General features: G+C 68.0%; 12 protein-coding genes. 3 read left to right on the forward strand and 9 right to left on the reverse strand.

The genetic code is table 11. The features are described 5' to 3' along the window. The first annotated feature begins 53 nt into the window (after nucleotides 1-53). The gene (gene murA / locus SPHI_RS06775; protein ID WP_076744128.1) at nucleotides 54-1,352 is read left to right on the forward strand and encodes a UDP-N-acetylglucosamine 1-carboxyvinyltransferase; all 1,299 of its coding nucleotides are present in this window, start codon (nucleotides 54-56) and stop codon (nucleotides 1,350-1,352) included. Between the two features lie 159 nt (nucleotides 1,353-1,511). On the opposite strand, the gene SPHI_RS06780 is transcribed toward murA, so the two are convergent. From SPHI_RS06780 to SPHI_RS06795, 4 genes are all read right to left on the reverse strand, one after another. Then, nucleotides 1,512-2,972 (reverse strand): flavin-containing monooxygenase, encoded by a 1,461-nt coding sequence (locus tag SPHI_RS06780; protein ID WP_076744129.1) that lies wholly within the window; start codon nucleotides 2,970-2,972, stop codon nucleotides 1,512-1,514. Between the two features lie 152 nt (nucleotides 2,973-3,124). Next, nucleotides 3,125-3,538 carry a hypothetical protein gene (locus SPHI_RS06785; RefSeq protein ID WP_076744181.1) on the reverse strand — a complete coding sequence of 138 codons (414 nt, stop codon included), beginning with the start codon at nucleotides 3,536-3,538 and terminating at the stop codon, nucleotides 3,125-3,127. Between the two features lie 122 nt (nucleotides 3,539-3,660). Further along, the gene (locus SPHI_RS06790) at nucleotides 3,661-5,925 is read right to left on the reverse strand and encodes an NADP-dependent malic enzyme (RefSeq protein WP_076744130.1); all 2,265 of its coding nucleotides are present in this window, start codon (nucleotides 5,923-5,925) and stop codon (nucleotides 3,661-3,663) included. Between the two features lie 76 nt (nucleotides 5,926-6,001). Then, nucleotides 6,002-6,505: a methylated-DNA--[protein]-cysteine S-methyltransferase gene (locus tag SPHI_RS06795; protein WP_076744131.1), complete on the reverse strand. Its 504-nt coding sequence runs from the start codon at nucleotides 6,503-6,505 to the stop codon at nucleotides 6,002-6,004. A 278-nt stretch (nucleotides 6,506-6,783) separates the two neighbouring features. Here SPHI_RS06795 and mutS point away from each other — a divergent pair, with 278 nt between their 5' ends. Both mutS and hslU read left to right on the forward strand, forming a co-directional pair. After that, complete coding sequence (mutS, locus tag SPHI_RS06800; protein WP_076744182.1) at nucleotides 6,784-9,450, forward strand: DNA mismatch repair protein MutS; 2,667 nt, start codon at nucleotides 6,784-6,786, stop codon at nucleotides 9,448-9,450. 223 nt (nucleotides 9,451-9,673) lie between these two features. After that, nucleotides 9,674-10,969: an ATP-dependent protease ATPase subunit HslU gene (gene hslU / locus SPHI_RS06805; RefSeq protein WP_076744132.1), complete on the forward strand. Its 1,296-nt coding sequence runs from the start codon at nucleotides 9,674-9,676 to the stop codon at nucleotides 10,967-10,969. A 107-nt stretch (nucleotides 10,970-11,076) separates the two neighbouring features. Here hslU and SPHI_RS06810 read toward each other — a convergent pair whose 3' ends face one another. The 5 genes from SPHI_RS06810 to SPHI_RS06830 all read right to left on the reverse strand — a co-directional run bounded on the left by SPHI_RS06810 (nucleotide 11,077) and on the right by SPHI_RS06830 (nucleotide 17,353). Next, nucleotides 11,077-12,207 (reverse strand): acyl-CoA dehydrogenase family protein, encoded by a 1,131-nt coding sequence (locus SPHI_RS06810; RefSeq protein WP_076744133.1) that lies wholly within the window; start codon nucleotides 12,205-12,207, stop codon nucleotides 11,077-11,079. A 326-nt stretch (nucleotides 12,208-12,533) separates the two neighbouring features. Next, nucleotides 12,534-14,069, reverse strand: coding sequence for a DHA2 family efflux MFS transporter permease subunit (locus SPHI_RS06815; protein WP_076744134.1), 1,536 nt, complete (start codon nucleotides 14,067-14,069; stop codon nucleotides 12,534-12,536). A gap of 151 nt (nucleotides 14,070-14,220) precedes the next feature. Next, nucleotides 14,221-15,381: an efflux RND transporter periplasmic adaptor subunit gene (locus tag SPHI_RS06820; RefSeq protein ID WP_076744135.1), complete on the reverse strand. Its 1,161-nt coding sequence runs from the start codon at nucleotides 15,379-15,381 to the stop codon at nucleotides 14,221-14,223. After that, nucleotides 15,378-16,904, reverse strand: a complete 1,527-nt coding sequence (locus SPHI_RS06825; RefSeq protein WP_083719867.1) for an efflux transporter outer membrane subunit — start codon at nucleotides 16,902-16,904, stop codon at nucleotides 15,378-15,380. Before SPHI_RS06825 ends, SPHI_RS06820 begins: the two co-directional genes overlap by 4 nt. Then, nucleotides 16,892-17,353, reverse strand: coding sequence for a MarR family winged helix-turn-helix transcriptional regulator (locus SPHI_RS06830; protein WP_076744136.1), 462 nt, complete (start codon nucleotides 17,351-17,353; stop codon nucleotides 16,892-16,894). The genes SPHI_RS06825 and SPHI_RS06830 overlap by 13 nt, the downstream gene beginning before the upstream one ends. Nucleotides 17,354-17,442: the final 89 nt, after the last annotated feature.

Consider the following 17,442-nt stretch of genomic DNA (forward strand, 5'->3'; position numbering starts at 1 on the left):
TCGTTACGCTGCCGTCGCTTGGCGCGCCCGATCCGGTTCGATAAAGCGAACCGATGGACCGTATCCTTATTCGTGGCGGCAATCGCCTGTCGGGCAAGCTGCCGATTTCGGGCGCCAAGAACGCTGCGCTCACGCTGATGCCCTGCGCGCTGCTGACCGACGAGCCGGTGACGTTGCGCAACCTGCCGCGGCTGGCCGATGTCGATGGCTTCGGCCATCTGCTGAACCAGCTCGGCGCATCCACCGCCATCCAGGGCACGCGCCCCGACGAGTTCGGACGGGTGATGACGATCCGCGCGGGGCAGCTGACCTCCACCGAGGCGCCGTATGACATCGTGCGCAAGATGCGCGCGTCGATCCTGGTGCTGGGGCCGATCCTAGCGCGCGCGGGCGAGGCGCGCGTGTCGCTGCCGGGTGGCTGCGCGATCGGTAACAGGCCGATCGACCTGCACTTGAAAGCGCTGGAGGCGATCGGCGCCGAACTGGAAATGAGCGCAGGCTATGTCACGGCACGCGCGCCCAAGACCGCTTCGGGGAGCCGTCGCCTGTCTGGCGGACGCTATCGTTTCCCGGTCGTCTCGGTCGGCGCGACGGAGAATGTCTTGATGGCCGCGGTGACGGCGAAAGGCCCCTCGCGGATCGAGAATGCCGCGCGTGAGCCCGAGATCGTCGATCTGTGCCGCTGCCTCGTCGCGATGGGTGCGCAGATCGAGGGGATCGGCACCGAGACGCTGGAGATCGAAGGGGTCGATCGACTGCACGGCGCCACTTATGCCGTGATGCCCGACCGGATCGAGGCGGGCAGTTATGCCTGCGCCGCGGCGATCACCGGCGGCAGCCTGGAACTGCTCAACGTCGACGCCGAGGATATGGGTGCGACGCTGTCGGCGCTGGCGGACGCGGGCGTGCTGATCGAACTGAAGAAGAATTCGGTCTGCGTCTCTGCGCAGGGACCGCTTCAGCCACTGACGCTGTCCACTGCGCCTTTCCCCGGCTTTGCCACCGACATGCAGGCGCAGTTCATGGCGATGCTGTGCCTGGCGGACGGCGCCAGCGTGCTGACCGAGACGATTTTCGAGAACCGCTACATGCACGTGCCCGAGCTGGCGCGGATGGGCGCGGACATCCAGGTGCGCGGGCGCACCGCGGTGGTGAAAGGCGTCGACCGGCTGGTCGGTGCGCCGGTGATGGCGACTGACCTGCGCGCGTCGATGAGCCTGATCCTGGCCGGGCTGGCGGCGGATGGGGAAACGTCGGTGAACCGCGTCTATCACCTCGATCGTGGTTATGAGCGGCTCGAAGAGAAATTGAGCGCGGTGGGCGCGGATATCGAGCGCGCCAGCGACGGGTGAGGTGCGCCGAGTCCCCCTATGAAGGGGAGGAGCGAAGCGGGAGGATCTACGTGGCGTCATCCCAGCGTAAGCTGGGATCCCGTGCCGCCGGGCGCGCCTTTACGGCGTGGAGACCCCACCTTCGCTAGGTGACGACGAGGGATGAGGTCGACGCTCCTCCTATCGCAGCGCCACCGCCTCGCGATCCAGCACCGCAGTGTGCTCGGCATAGGTCGCGCAATCGCTGGCCCAGTTCTGGTACACGCGGCCGTTCGCCGCCTTGTACCAGCTCCTGCAATGCGGATCGGCCCAGACCGTGTTTGACAGCAATTGCGTGATGCGCTCGTTGAAGCGGCGCTGGCCGTCGGGCGTGACGTTCGCGGCCTTGGCCTCTTCCGCCTCTAGCGCAGCGAGCGTCTTGAGCATGTAGCCGACCTGCTGTTCGATCATGAAGCTGATCGAATTGTGCCCCAGATTGGTGTTCGGCCCGTAGAGCATGAACATGTTGGGAAAGCCTGAGACCATGATGCCGAGATAGGCTTCGGGCCCGTCCTTCCACGTTTCCTTCAGCGTCCGGCCACCTTCGCCGACCACCTCCATCGACCAGTCCCATTGCGTGGTTTCGAAGCCGGTGGCGAAGATAAGCACGTCGAGTTCGTGGAAGCCGGCGCTGGTGTGCACGCCGTGCGCCTCGATCCGGTCGATTCCAGCGGTTTCCAACGTGACGTTGTCGCGCATCAGCGCTGGGTAGAAATCGTCGGTGATCAGGATGCGCTTGCAGCCGATCGGGTAATCGGGGGTGAGCTTGGCGCGCAACTCGGGATCGGGGACCTGCGCCTCCAGGTGATCCAGCGCGGTGCGGGTGTAGGCCGCGCGACCCTCGGGCGTCCACTTGAACGCTTGCCAGAAATAATTGTCGGCATTGTCGAAGATCATGGCGCGTTGCTGCGCGCCGAGCTTCATCGCCATGTCGATGTTGGTGGCCATCAACGCCTTGGTTTCGGGCGTGACGTGGTTGTCGTTGCGCGGCACCACCCAGTTGGGGGTCCGCTGAAAGACGACGAGCTCGCCGGCCACCTTCGCGATTTCTGGGATGAACTGCACTGCGCTGGCGGCAGAGCCGATCACGCCGACGCGCTTGCCGGTGAGATCGACGCCCTCGTCCCATTCGGCGGCGTGCCATTTAGGCCCGGCGAAATCACGAACGCCGGCGATCTCGGGCAGGCAGGGCCGGCTGAGCTGGCCGAGCGCCGGAACGATCGCATCGAATGTCTCGGTCGCGCCCTTTTCCGTCTCGACGGCCCAGGTGCCAGCATCCGCGTCCCAGCGCGCGCTGCGGACGCCTTCGTTCAGCCGCAGCACCTTGGCGAGACCGAACTGGTCGACCAGGCTTTTGGTGTATTCGTGGATCTCGGGGCCGCGCGCGTAATTGTGGCTCCAGTTAGGATTGGGCGCGAAGCTGAACTGGTACAGGATCGCCGGCACGTCGCAGGCAACGCCGGGGTAACGGTTCGCGCGCCAGGTACCGCCGACCGAATCGGCATGTTCGAAGACGGTGACCTCATGGCCTGCCTCGCGCGCCTTGATGGCGGCGCAAAGCCCGCCCATCCCCGCGCCGACCACTGCGATTCGCTTGCTCATGCATCTCTCCACCTGCGGTCTGAAGCCGCTCGCAGGAGAAGATGCCGTTTCGGCGGCGCGGAGGGAAGAGGGTTTAAGTCGATCGCGTTAGCTGATGCGAAAAAGGAACACCGGCCTGACCGGTGTTCCTTTCCGCGCTTGGCGCCCAGCAATCAGCGGCAGCGCACGTTGTTGCGATCGATCGCCTGGCCGGCCACGGCGCCGCCGGCGCCGCCGAGCAACGCGCCAAGCAGGCCCGAACCACCCGGACGCAGCGCAGTGCCGAGCACGCCGCCGGCAAGGCCGCCGATGATCAGACCGGTGGTGCCATCGTCGCGGCGGCAATAATAGCGGCCGTCACGTCCGGCATAGACGCGGTCGTTCGCGCCAAGACGACGCTCGCGATAGCGGCGGTCGTCGCGGTAATAGCGATCGGCGTCATAGCCGCCGTATGCCGGATCGGGGCGGTTGTAGTCATAAGCGCCGTAACCGCCGCCGCCAAAGCCGCCGCGGGAGCCGTAATCATTGCCCATGCAGCCGCTTACCATCACCGCCGCGCCTACCGCGGCCAACGCAACACTCCGCATCGCTTCCTCCATGATTGATCTGGATGAAGAGGTAATGGCTGGGCGCGGCTGTTGGTTGCGCGACCGCGTTACCGATCCCGCCAGCCCCGCCTACGCGGATATGGAGATACGATGGCGGCGGATCAGCGGGCGATGCCGCCCGCTGCCAGCACCGCCAGCGTCATTAGGTCGCTCGCCGTCGACGTCATTGGCGCGATCTGCACCGGCTTTTCCATGCCGATCAGCATTGGGCCGATCACGCTGTCGCCGCCAAGCTCGCGCAGCAGCTTGGCGGAGATATGCGCCGATTGCAGTCCCGGCATGATCAGCACGTTGGCCGGGCCGGACAGGCGGGCGAAGGGGTAGTTCGCCTGCTGTTTGGGGTTGAGCGCCACGTCCGGCGTCATTTCGCCTTCATATTCGAAGCCGACGTTGCGGCTGTCGAGCACAGTGATCGCCTCACGGACATGCTCCAGGAACGTGCCCTTGGGGTTGCCGAAGGTGGAATAGCTGAGGAACGCGACGCGCGGCTCATGGCCCATGCGGCGGGCGACGGCGGCAGTCTGCTCGGCGATGTCGGCGAGCTGTTCGGCATTGGGCCGTTCGTTCACCGTCGTGTCGGCGATGAAAACCGTGTGGCTCTGCCCCACCATGACGTGGATGCCGAACGGCGTGCGGTTCGCCTCCGGATCGATCACGCGGCGCACTTCGCGCATCGATTGCGCCCAGGTGCGCGTGACGCCGGTGATCATTGCATCGGCATGGCCCAGCTGAAGCAGCACGGCGCCGAACACGTTGCGATCCTGGTTGATCATCCGCTCGCAATCGCGGCGCAGATACCCGCGGCGCTGGAGGCGGCCGTAGAGGAAATCGACCATCTGCGGCACCAACGGCGAGATGCGGCTGTTGTGGAGTTCGTATTCTTCCGGGTTGGCCACGCCCATCGCGCGCAGCCGGTCGGGCACGTCGTCACGGCCGACCAGTACCGGCGTGCCATAGCCGCCTTCCTTGAAGGCGACGGCGGCGCGCAGCACCACTTCCTCCTCGCCCTCCGCGAACAGCACGCGCTTGGGATGCGCGCGCGCGCCTTCATAAGCGAGGCTGAGCACGGAGGTGGTCGGGTTGAGCCGCGCGCGCAGCGTCTGGCGATAGCCCTCCATGTCGAGGATCGGCCGTGTCGCAACGCCCGAATCCATCGCCGCCTTGGCGACGGCGGCGGAGACGATCTCCATCAGTCGCGGATCGAACGGCGCGGGGATGATATATTCGGGGCCGAAAACGTGCTGCACGCCGTAAGCCGTGGCGACTTCCTCGGGCACGCGCTCGCGCGCCAGCTCGGCGATCGCCTGCGCCGCGGCGATCTTCATCGCGTCGTTGATCCCGGTCGCGCGCACGTCGAGCGCGCCGCGGAAGATGAACGGGAAGCCGATGACGTTGTTGACCTGGTTCGGATAATCCGATCGGCCGGTGGCGATGATCGCGTCGGGGCGCGCTTCCTTGGCGAGTTCGGGGCGGATCTCCGGCTCGGGATTGGCCATCGCAAAGATGATAGGCGCGGGCGCCATGTCCTTGACCATCTCGGGCTTCAGCGCGCCCGCGGCGGAGAGGCCGAGGAACACGTCGGCGCCGTGCAGCGCCTCGGTGAGCGTGCGGCGATCGGTGACGGCGGCATGCGCCGACTGCCACTGGTTCACGTCCTCGCGGCCCTGGTAGATCACGCCCGTACGATCGCACATGATGACGTTGTCGTGCTTTACGCCCATCGCCTTCAGCAGTTCGGTGCAGGCGATCGCCGCCGCGCCGGCACCATTGACGACGATCTTGATGTCGCGGAGCGAGCGCCTGGTCAGCAGGCAGGCGTTGATGATGCCGGCGGCGGTGATGATCGCGGTGCCGTGCTGGTCGTCATGGAAGACCGGGATGTTCATCCGCTCGCGCAGCGTCTGCTCGATGATGAAACATTCGGGGGCTTTGATGTCTTCCAGGTTGATGCCGCCGAACGACGGCTCGAGCAGCTCGACGCAGTTGATGAAGGCATCGACGTCCTCAGTCTTCACCTCGAGGTCGATGGAATCAACGTCTGCAAAGCGCTTGAACAGCACCGCCTTGCCTTCCATCACCGGCTTGGAGGCGAGTGCACCGAGATTACCCATGCCGAGGATCGCGGTGCCGTTGGAGATGACAGCGACGAGGTTGCCCTTGGCGGTGTAATCATAGGCTGTAGCGGGATCGTCGGCGATCGCCTGCACCGGCACTGCCACGCCCGGCGAATAGGCCAGCGACAGATCGCGCTGAGTCGCCATCGGCTTGGACGCGACGATCTCGATCTTGCCCGGGCGCCCTTCCGAATGAAACAGCAGCGCCTCGCGCTCGGAGAATTGGTTCGGCGTCTGGGGCTTGTCGGTCATCGGGCTTCCGGTGGCGGCTGAGGGGTCGCCGGAGCCTTTAGGGCGTGACCGCCATGATGCAACCGTAGCGGCCCGATCAGAGCAGCTGCGGCACCCCGCTCACCCGGCGTTCGAGCGCCAGCAACAGGTCCTTGTTCGCGATGCCGCCGCCGAAGCCGGTCAGCGCACCGCTCTTGCCGATCACGCGGTGGCACGGCGTGACGATCGAGATCGGGTTGCGCCCGTTCGCTGCGCCGACGGCGCGTGTGGCGGTCGGCTGGCCGATAGCGTGGGCGATATCGGCATAGCTGCGCGTCTCGCCATAAGGGATGGTGAGCAACGCGGCCCAGACGGCGCGCTGGAACACCGTGCCCGTGGGATCGAGCGGCACGTCGAAGCTGGTGCGCGTGCCGGCGAAATACTCGCTCAACTGCGTGACGGCGGCGGCGATCACGGGATGATCGGGCGCCTCCACGCGCGGAGCGTAGCGCGCCTGTAGCCGATTGCTGTCGCGCCACAGGACGGCGGCAAGGCCCGCATCGGTGGCGATCAGCGTCAGGTCGCCCGTCGGTGAGGGCATGACGGTGCAGGCATAGATCATGGCTGGGCTCCTTGCTGCCAGCCTATCCTCCGCCAGAGGCGGGCGCATCCCGTGACTTGCTGCCAAAGCGCGGCTCTCACGCGATATCCCATCGATCCGAGAACGGGTTCCGAACCTCGGCGCCAGTCCGGTGCGTGGCAGTGGCAGATCGCGTTGGTGCCGCGCTATATCCTCACCTATGTCGTCGCGGCGGACGACGTGTACATCATCCGCATCCGCCATCGCGCCAACGTTCCGAAGCCTGAGTTCCCATGCCCGATCCCACCGCCCCCACGCCGATGATGGCGCAATATCTCGCGCTCAAGGAAGAGGCGGGGGATTGCCTGCTCTTCTATCGCATGGGCGATTTCTTCGAACTGTTCTTCGAGGACGCGCGCGTCGCCAGCGGGGTGCTGGACATCGCGCTCACTGCACGCGGCGAGCACGCGGGCGAGAAGATCCCGATGTGCGGCGTGCCGGTCCATTCGGCGACGGCATATCTCCAGCGGCTGATCAAGGCCGGGCACCGCGTGGCGATTGCCGAGCAGACCGAAAGTCCCGAGGCGGCGCGCAAGGCGCGTGGATCCAAGGCATTGGTGAACCGCGCGATTGTTCGTTTCGTGACGGCGGGCACGCTGACCGAAGAGGCGCTGCTGGATTCGCGCGCGGCCAATTGGTGCGTCGCGGTAGGCGAGGCGGCGGGCGGGGTGGCGATTGCGGCGGCAGATGTGTCGACCGGTCGGTTCGAGGTGATCGCCTGTTCGCCCCAGGCACTCGGCGCGGAGTTGGCGCGGCTGGCGGCGGCGGAGGTGATCGCGGGCGAGGGCGGCGATGTGCCTGCTACCGTGTGGCGACCGCGGGAGGATTTCGACAGCGGGCGGGGTGAGGAACGGCTGAAGCGCCTGTATGGTGTCGCGACGCTCGACGGCTTCGGGCAGTTCGATCGCGCCATGTTGGCGGCGGCGGGCGGGCTGGTCGCGTATCTCGACCATAATGGGAAAGGATCGCTGCCGTTTCTGCGCGCGCCGGTGATCCGGCGATCGGCGGAGACGATGGCGATCGATGCCGCGACGCGCGACAGTTTGGAGCTGACCTGCACCCAAGCGGGCACGCGCAAGGGCAGTCTGCTCGACGCAGTCGACCGAACAGTGACGGGCGCGGGCGCGCGGCTGCTGGCGGCGGACCTTGGCGCGCCGCTAATGGAGCGTGGCGCAATCGAGGTGCGGCTGGCGCTGGTCGCGGCCTTCCATGACGATCCCGATGCGCGGGCGCGGCTGCGCGAGCGGCTGCGCGCGCTGCCCGACATCGGCCGGGCGATCGGGCGGCTGGCGGCGGGACGGGGCAGCCCCCGCGACCTGGGGCAGTTGCGTGACGGGCTGGATGGCGCGTGGTTGCTGGCGGAACAACTCAGCACCGTTCGCACCCTCTCCCCCGTTCGTGCTGAGCCTGTCGAAGCACGTGCCGAGCGCGAGGCGCTTGGGGCACGCCCTTCGACAGGCTCAGGGCGAACGGGGGAGGGTGGTGACCTTCTAAGCCAACTCACGCCCAAATTGCGCGGCCACGGCGAACTGATCGACTTGCTCAAGCGCGCGCTGGTGCCGGCGCCGCCGATCGAAACGTCGGACGGCGGCTATATCGCGGAAGGCTATGACGCTGCGCTGGACGATCTGCGCGATGCGGGGTCGGGCGGGCGGCGGGCGATTGCGGCGCTGGAGGCGCGGTACCGGACCGAGGCGGGGATCAACGCGCTCAAGATCCGGCACAACAACGTGCTCGGCTACCACGTCGAGGTGCCGGCGAAGAATGCCGACGTGCTGATGAAGCCCGACAGCGGCTTCACGCACCGACAGACGATGGCGGGGGCAGTGCGGTTCAACGCGCCCGAACTGCATGAGGTCGCCAGCCGCGTGACCCAGGCCGGCGCGCATGCGGTGGCGGCGGAGGCGGCGCATCTGGAGGATCTGGTCGCCGCCGCGCTGGCGCAGGCCGAGCCAATCGCGGCGACCGCCGATGCGCTGGCGCGGCTGGATGTCGCGGCGGGGCTGGCGGAGCGGGCGGCGGAGGGCGGTTGGGCGCGGCCGAGCCTCGTCGAGCATCCGTGTTTCGAGATCGTTGGCGGGCGGCACCCGGTGGTCGAGGCGGCGGTGGCGAAATCGGGCGAGCGGTTCGTGGCCAATGACTGCGCGCTGTCGGAAGGGTCGCGGCTGTGGCTCGTTACCGGGCCGAACATGGGCGGCAAATCGACCTTCCTGCGGCAGAACGCGCTGATCGCGGTGCTCGCGCAGGCCGGCAGCTACGTGCCCGCGGCCAGCGCCACACTCGGCCTGGTCGACCGATTGTTCAGCCGCGTCGGCGCGTCGGACAATCTGGCGCGCGGGCGATCGACCTTCATGGTCGAGATGGTCGAGACCGCCGCGATCCTGGCGCAGGCGACGCTCAACAGCTTCGTGATCCTTGACGAGGTCGGGCGCGGGACGTCGACCTATGACGGGCTGGCGATCGCCTGGGCGGTAGTCGAGGCGATCCATGAGGACAATCGCTGCCGCTGCCTGTTCGCGACGCATTACCATGAGCTGACGCGGCTCGCCGAACGGTGCGACGCGCTGTCGCTGCATCATGTGCGGGCGCGCGAGTGGAAGGGCGAGCTGGTGCTGCTGCACGAGGTCGCCGAGGGGCCGGCGGATCGCAGCTATGGCCTCGCGGTGGCGCGGCTGGCGGGGATGCCGCCGGCGACGGTGGCGCGGGCAAAGGCGGTGCTGGCGAAGCTGGAGGCGGGGCGGGCGAAGACCGGCGGGCTGGCCGCGGGGCTGGACGACCTGCCGCTGTTCGCGGCCGCCGCGGCGGTGATCGAGGAGGCGCGCGATCCGCTGCGCGAGGCGGTGGAGGGGCTGGATGTCGATACGCTCAGCCCGCGTGAGGCGTTGGACCAGCTGTACCGGTTGAAGGCGCTGGTGCGGGAGGGGTGATCCCTTCCGTCATGCCGGGACAAGCCCGGCATGACGGGGTGGGGAGGTGGCCAAGTGCACCTTTTCTTCCGCTCGCCCTGAGCTTGTCGAAGGGCGTGTCACCCGCGACAACGTGTGGGGCACGTGCTTCGACAGGCTCAGCACGAACGAAGAAGGGGTGCCGTGCGGCCGCGCCGCGTCTCCCGCTTGATCCCCCGCCGCCGCCTCCCGATATGCCGCGGCGATGAAGGACACTTTGACCCCCAAGGCGATCGTCGCCGCTCTCGACGCTCACATCATCGGACAGAAGGAGGCCAAGCGCGCGGTCGCGGTGGCGCTGCGCAATCGCTGGCGTCGGCAGAAGCTGTCGCCCGACCTGCGCGACGAGGTGACGCCCAAGAACATCCTGATGATCGGGCCCACCGGCTGCGGCAAGACCGAGATCAGCCGGCGCCTCGCCAAGCTGGCCGATGCGCCCTTCGTGAAGGTGGAGGCGACCAAGTTCACCGAAGTCGGCTATGTCGGTCGCGACGTGGAGCAGATCGCGCGCGACCTGGTCGAGGAAGCGGTGCGGCTGGAAAAGGAGCGCCGCCGCAACGCGGTGAAGGACAAGGCCGAGGAAGCGGCGATGGACCGGCTGCTCGATGCGTTGGTCGGCAAGGATTCGAGCCAGGCGACGCGCGAGAGCTTTCGCCAACGGTTCCGTGACGGGCATCTCAACGAGACCGAGATCGAGCTGGAATTGCAGGTCGCGCCGCAGATGCCGTTCGAAATGCCGGGCGGGGGGCAGATGGGGATGATCAACCTCGGCGAGATGTTCGGCAAGCTGGGCGGCGGGCAGACCAAGCGCCGCAAGCTCACCGTGCCGGCGGCGTGGGAGAAACTGGTCGAGGAAGAGGCCGACAAGCGCCTCGACCAGGACGAGGTGAGCCGCGTGGCGCTGGCCGATGCCGAGGCGAACGGGATCGTCTTCCTTGACGAGATCGACAAGATCGCGGTGTCGGACGTGCGCGGCGGATCGGTGAGCCGCGAGGGCGTGCAGCGCGATCTGCTGCCGCTGATTGAGGGCACCACTGTGTCGACCAAATACGGCCCGATGAAGACGGATCATATCCTGTTCATCGCGTCGGGCGCGTTCCATGTGGCGAAGCCGAGCGACCTGTTGCCCGAGCTTCAGGGGCGGTTGCCGATCAGGGTCGAGCTGAAGGGGCTGACCGAGGATGATTTCGTCGCCATCCTGTCCGACACCAAGGCGTCGCTGCCGGCGCAGTACAAGGCGCTGATCGGCACTGAGGGCGTGACCGTCGACTTCACCGAGGATGGTATCCGCGCGGTGGCGCGGATCGCGGCCGAGGTGAACGGCGAGATCGAGAATATCGGTGCGCGGCGGCTTCAGACGGTGATGGAGAAATTGCTGGAGGAAGTGAGCTTCGAAGCGGAGGATCGCTCGGGGAGTTCGGTGGTGGTGGATGCGGCGTATGTCGAGGCGCATCTGGCCAGCGTGGCGCGGAATACGGATCTCAGCCGCTTCGTGTTGTAACCTTCTGCTCCCCTTGAGGGGCTGGGGAGGGTGAGGTCTCACCGAGACCGTCGCTGCCGTGGACAGACCCTCACCCCGGCCCTCTTCCCCGAGGGAGAGAGAGTAGGTTAAACCGCCAGCTCTTCCCGCATCAGCGCCGCATAACGTTTCGCATGATGGTCGCCCGCGCCGAATTGCTGCTCGATCGCGGTGGCGCGGCGGAAATAATGGCCTACCGCCAGCTCGTCGGTCATGCCCATGCCGCCGTGGAGCTGCACCGCGTTCTGCCCGACGAAGCGCACCGCATCGGCCACCATTGCCTTGGCTGCGGCGATCGCGCGCGCGCGGCTTGCGGCTTCATCACCGACGTGGAGCGCGGCAAGATACGCCGCCGAGGTCGCCTGTTCGACGGCGATGAACATATCCACCATGCGGTGCTGCAACGCCTGGAAGCTGGCGAGCGGCTGCCCGAACTGCTGGCGCTCCTTGGTGTAGGCGACCGTATCAGCGAGCATCTTGCGGGTGAGGCCGGCGGCTTCGGCGCACAAAGCGGCAATGCCCTCGTCGCGCGCCTGTTCAAGCAGCGGCAGCGCGCCGCCCTCGCTGCCGAGCAGCGCGTCGGCGGCGAGCTGGACGCCTGCGAGCGTGAGGTCGGAGGCGGGCAGGCCGTCTATCAGCTGGTAATCGTGTCGCGACAGGCCGTCCGCGGTGGCAGGGACGAGGAACAGCGACACACCGCGCACGTCGCGCGTGTTGCCCGAAGTGCGTGCCGTGACGAGCAGCCAATCCGCGCCCGGCGCACCGGCGATCACGACCTTTTCTCCGTCGAGCGTCCAGCCGTTACCGCTTTGCCGCGCGGTGGTGGTGACGGCTTCGAGTGCCTGACGGCTGTCGGCTTCGCCCGCGGCGAGCACGGCGCGCGCGCTGCCGTCGGCGATCGCGGGCAGCAGCGCGGCGGCGCGGTCCCCGCCGACCCGCTTGAGCAGCCCGGCGGCGATCACCGCGGTTTCGATATAGGGCACAGGGGCGAGCGCCTCGCCCAGCGCGTCGGCGACGACCATCGCCTCCACGGCCCCACCGCCGAGCCCGCCTGCGTCGGCCGGGAGCGTCGCGCCGAGTACGCCGAGGTCACGGCCTAGCGCGCGCCACAACGCGGCGGCATCGCGCGGTCGGTGCGGGTCGAACGCGAAGCTCTGCGCAAGGTAGCGCGTGAGCGTGTCGCGGAGCATCACCTGCTCGTCGCTGAGCGAAAGATCCAAAGGCCCTCTCCCGATTATTGGAACGGGCTATGGATTGGCGGGGGGCGGGGCGCAACCGCGCTTTTGTCCTTCCCATGCACAGCATGTGGAGGGGGGCCGCCGCCGGAGGCGGTGGCGGAGGGGAAGGCCGCAGGCGGTGGCGCTTGGGGGCGTTTGGTTGGTGGCGAAGTGGCGGCGCGTTCATTCGCAACGCAAGCCCCCCTCGCCCCCTCATCCCGGCCTTGAGCCGGGATCCAAGGTGCCGCGAACGCTGTGCTGCGACGGGCGGGCGACAGCGCCTGTGGACAGTTGGATCCCGGCTCAAGGCCGGGACGACGGTGGATCGATCAATCCGCCGCCGCGTGGGCGGCGCCGTTCGCAGAGGGCCGGCGGCAGAACCAGACAATGATCAGCAGCGCGCCGCTCAGATACGCCGAGAGACGGAACAGGTCGGTGGAGGCGAGGAGATAGGCCTGGCCGACCATCTGGCGCGTCACCACTGCCGCCGCCTGGGTGGCGTCGAGGCCGAGCTTCCCCAGCCCTTCGCTCGCCATCCGATACGGCACGCCGTTGCCGATCGCCTCGGACAGCCGGCCCTGGTGGAGCGCCTCGCGACGGTCCCACGCCGTGGTGATCATCGACGCCGCGAAGGCGCCGGCGACGATGCGGGTGAAGTTTGACAGGCCGGTCGCCGAGGGGATGCGCTCGGGCGGGATCCGGTCGAGCGAGATGGTGAGCATCGACAGGAAGAAGGTCGCCATCGCTATGCCCTGTACCATGAGGGGGAAGACGAAGTCCCAGAAGCCGGCGTAAGTGGTGTAGCCCGAACGCATCCAGTAACTGATCGCAAAGGCGATGAACGCGACGCTGGCAAGGATTCGCGCGTCGATCTTGCCCGACAACCGCGCGCTGAGCGGGGTCAACAGCACCGCCACCACACCGCTGGGCGCCGCCACGAGCCCCGCCCAGGTCGCGGTATAGCCAAGCTGCGTCTGGAGCCAGAGCGGCAGCAGCAGAATGTTGGCGAAGAACACCGCATAGCCCAGGCAGAAGGCCATGTTGCCGATCGCGAAGTTGCGGTTGGCGAACAGCGACAGGTCGACGATCGGATTGGCGTCGGTCAGCTCCCAGATCAGCCAGGCGACGAAGCCGATTGCGGCGACCACCGTCAGCACGACGATGGTGGGATCGTTGAACCAATCGGCATTCTTGCCGAGATCGAGCATCACCTGGAGCGAGCCGACCCACAGCACCAGCAGGCACAGGCCGACCGTGTCGATCGGCACCTTGGCGGTGGGCGTCTCGCGGCTCTTCAGGTTCGTCCAGCAGATCGCCACCGTGAAGATGCCGAAAGGCACGTTGATCAGGAAAATCCAGCTCCAATGATAATTATCGGAGATGTAGCCGCCCAGGATCGGCCCCATGATCGGCGCGACGAGCGTGGTCATCGACCAGATGCCGAGCGCGGTGGCGCGCTTCTCGGGCGGGAAGACGGAGATCAGCAGCGCCTGGCTGCCGGGCATCATTGGGCCGGAGACGAGGCCTTGCAGTACGCGAAAGGCGATCAGCGAGTTGAGGCTCCACGCCACGCCGCACAGGAAGGAGGCGATGGTGAACAGCGCCAGTGAGAAGACGAAGGTGCGCACCACGCCAAAGCGTCGCATCAGCCAACCGGTGAGGGGGACGGAAATACCGTTCGCCACGGCAAAGGCGGTGACGATCCAGGTGCTGTTGTCGGAACTGACGCCGAGATTGCCGGCGATCGTCGGCAGCGAGACGTTGGCGATGGTGGTGTCGAGCACCATCATGAACGTGCCGAGCGCCAGCGCGAAGGCGACGAGGCCGAGGCGTGCGCCGGTGAGTGGGGCGGGCTGGGCGCTCATAACTCCTCCCCGAAACGGGGAGGGAGACCGCCAGCCGCAGGCTGGTGGTGGAGGGGCGCTGCCGCGGGCGGGGTCGTGCGTGGGGACGCCCCTCCACCACGCTGCGCGTGGTCCTCCTCCCCGTCCCGGAGAGGAGCTACCAGAAACGTCATCACCGGTTCGCCGCGATGATCTGCGCGATCTTCGCCTCGACCGCCGGATCTGCCTCGGCGACGTTGCCGCGATAGGGGACGGCGGCGGGCTGCGCCAAACGAGGCCCGCGTGCATCGGCGGTGTCGACCGTCGCCATCACGGAAAGGCCGACGCGCAGCGGGTTGCGGGCGAGCTCCTTGGGATCGAGCATGATGCGTACCGGCACGCGCTGGACGATCTTGATCCAATTGCCGCTGGCGTTCTGCGGCGGGAGGAGGGCGAAAGCATTGCCGCTGCCCGCCGACAACCCGACCACGCGGCCGTGATAGACGATGTCGTCGCCATAAGCGTCGGCGACCACCGTCGCGCGCTGGCCGATGCGCAGGTCCTTCAGCTGCGTTTCGCGAAAATTGGCGTCGACCCACAGGCGATTCAGCGGGACCACCGCCATCAGCGGGGTGCCCGCGGCGATCTGCTGCCCCACCTGCGCCTGGCGCTGCGCCACCACGCCGTCGATCGGCGCGACGATATGCATGTGGCTGCGCACGATCGCAGCGCGGCGATAGTTGGCGATCGCCGACAGGACGGCGGGGTTGGTGCCGACCGCAGTGCCCTGCACCGTCGTCTGCGCCTGGGTGCGGCGGCTGCGCGCGAGGGTGAGCGCGGCGCTGGCGACCTTTACCTGATCGGCGGCGTGGCTCAGTTCCTCGCCGGAGACGGCGCCTTCCCTGGCCGCGCCCTGGCGGCGGGCGTAATCGGCGCGCGCGGCGGACAGCTGTGCCTCGGCCTGCACCACCGCGGCCTGCGATTCGTTGACGCGCGAGAAATCGGAGCGCGTGCCGCGAACGGCGCGGGCGAGCTCCGCCTCGGCAGCGGCGAGATTGACGTCGGCGGTCAGCGGATCGAGGTCGATCAGCGGCTGGCCGGCCTTCACCGCCTGCGTGTTGTCGGCATGAAGCGCGATGATCGTGCCCGGATCGCGCGCGGTGACCGCGACCACGTCGCCCGCGACATAGGCATCGTCGGTTTCCTCCTCCGGCTTGGCGAGCAGGAAGTGGAACACCGCCCAGATCGCCAGGGCAACCAGCACGACAAGGGCGAGGCCGAGCAACAGCCGGCGGCGAAGCGCGGGGCGACCAGCAGGAGGGGCGGGTGGGGGCGGAGCAGCGGTGTCGGTCATGGTTGCACGTTCCGTGAGGGATCGAAGCCGCCGCCCAGCGCCTGGGCAAGGCGGGCGCGCGCGGCGAGCGCGTCGACGGCAAGGTTGGCGACGGCCAGTCGCGCGTCGAGCAGGCGAATGTCGGTGTCGATGCCGGTGAGGCGCGAATCGAGGCCGGCGGAGACGCGGATCGCGTTCAGGCGGTTGGTCTCGGCAAAGCCGCGCACCACCTCGCCCTGCGCCCGCGCCTCGGCGGCATTGGCCTGGATCTGCGCCAGCGCATCGGCGGCATCGCGGACGGCGCGCACGACGCTGCTGTTATAGTCGGCGATCGCCACGTCCACCTGCGCGGTGGCGCTGTCGAGATCGGCGCGCAGCCGGCCCGAATCGAAGATCGGCAAGTGAAGCGCGCCGCCGGCGCCGAGCATGCCGGCCTCCGGATCGAAGAAATTGCCGATGCCGACGGCCTGGAGCCCGGCAAGCGCGATCAAATTGACGTCGGGATAGAAGGCGCGGCGCGCGACCTGCCGCCCGGCGGCGGCCGCCTCGACGCGCGCGGCGGCGGCGGCGATGTCGGCGCGGCGCGACAGCAGGTCGGCGGGGATGGTGGCGGGCAGCGCCAGCGCGGCGGGATCGGCGAGCCGCGTCGGACCGATCCCGGCGGCATAATCGGCGCCGCGCCCGGCGAGCGCGGCGACCGCGTTGGCCGCCAGCACGCGCGCCGTGTCGGCGCGGGTTAGCGCGACGCGCGCCTGCGCCAGCAAGGTGGTCGCGGCCTGCGCATCCAGCTTGCTGGCGAGGCGGTTCTGGACGCGGCTGTTGACCAGCCGGACGGCGCGTTCGCGGGTGGCGATCGTCTCACGAGCGATAGCGCCGACGCGCTCGGCGCGCGCGATCTCGGCATAAGTGGTGACGATCGATCCGGCGAGCATCAGCCGCGCGGCTTCGGCATCGAGCCGGGTCGCGGCGAGGCCGGCGCGCGCGCTTTCGATCGCGGCGCGCTGGCGGCCGAACAGGTCGAGGTTCCACGACAGGTTCGCCGTCGCATTGCCGAGGAAGCGCACGCTGCCCGCATAGGGCGGCGGGATGGTGTAGCGGCCCGAAATGCGGGCTTCCTGTGCGGTGACGTCGGCGGTGAGGTTGGGGCCACTGTCGGCATCGCGCCGCGCGAGCGTGGCCTGCGCCTGGCGCACGCGGGCGAGCGCGGCGTCGAGCGTGGGGCTGCCGGCCAGCGCATCGGCGACGACCCGGTCGAGCTGGGGATCGTTGTACGCGGTCCACCAGCTGGGATCGATCGCCGGCGCGGTGGGGCCGGTGAGGCCGAGGTCGGCTGGCGCGCGCTGGGTGAGCTGTGGCCGCGTGTCGGGTGGGGTGCAGGCGGCAAGGGCGGCAAGGATCGCGATCCCCAGCCACCGTTTCCCGTCACCCCGGGCCTGACCCGGGGTCCCGCTGCCTTGCCCGCGACGGAAGGAAGGAGAAGCGGGACCCCGGATCAAGTCCGGGGTGACGGGAGTAATGGTGACGGGTGTGTTCAAGCCGCGCATGCGTCGCTTTCCTCCATCGTGCGGCGCAGGCGCTGCAGCATCTTCACGAGATCCTCGACTTCGGTGTCGCTCCAGTCGGCGAGAAAGCCGTTCCAGCAGGCGATCACCTTGTGCTTCGCGGCGACCGCCGCCGCGCGGCCCGCCTCGGTGAGCGACAGACGCACCACGCGGCGATCCGCATCGTCACGCTGGCGCGTCACCCAGCCGTTCGCCTCCATCTGATCGATCAGCCGGGTCATCGCGCCCTTGTCGTGCGCCATCTTGCGCGCCAGCCCGGCGCACGTGTCGGCATGGTCGAAATAGAGCGAGACAAGCGTCATCCATTGCGTGGCGGTCAGCCCGTCCGCCGCCAGCGTCTTATCGATTGCCGCGACGCTCATCTGATGGATCACGCGCACGAGATAACCGGGCGACACATCGGGATAGAAGGTCGAGTCGGTGAATCGCATGTGATTGCTTAGGCAACCATTGCCGCGGCAGTCAAATGTTTGTTGCAGAATGTTGCCCGCTTTCACACCGCGGCATGGCTCGCTACGGT

It is taken from the genome of Sphingomonas jeddahensis (genome assembly GCF_001981525.1).
Taxonomy (GTDB): Bacteria; Pseudomonadota; Alphaproteobacteria; order Sphingomonadales; family Sphingomonadaceae; genus Sphingomonas; species Sphingomonas jeddahensis.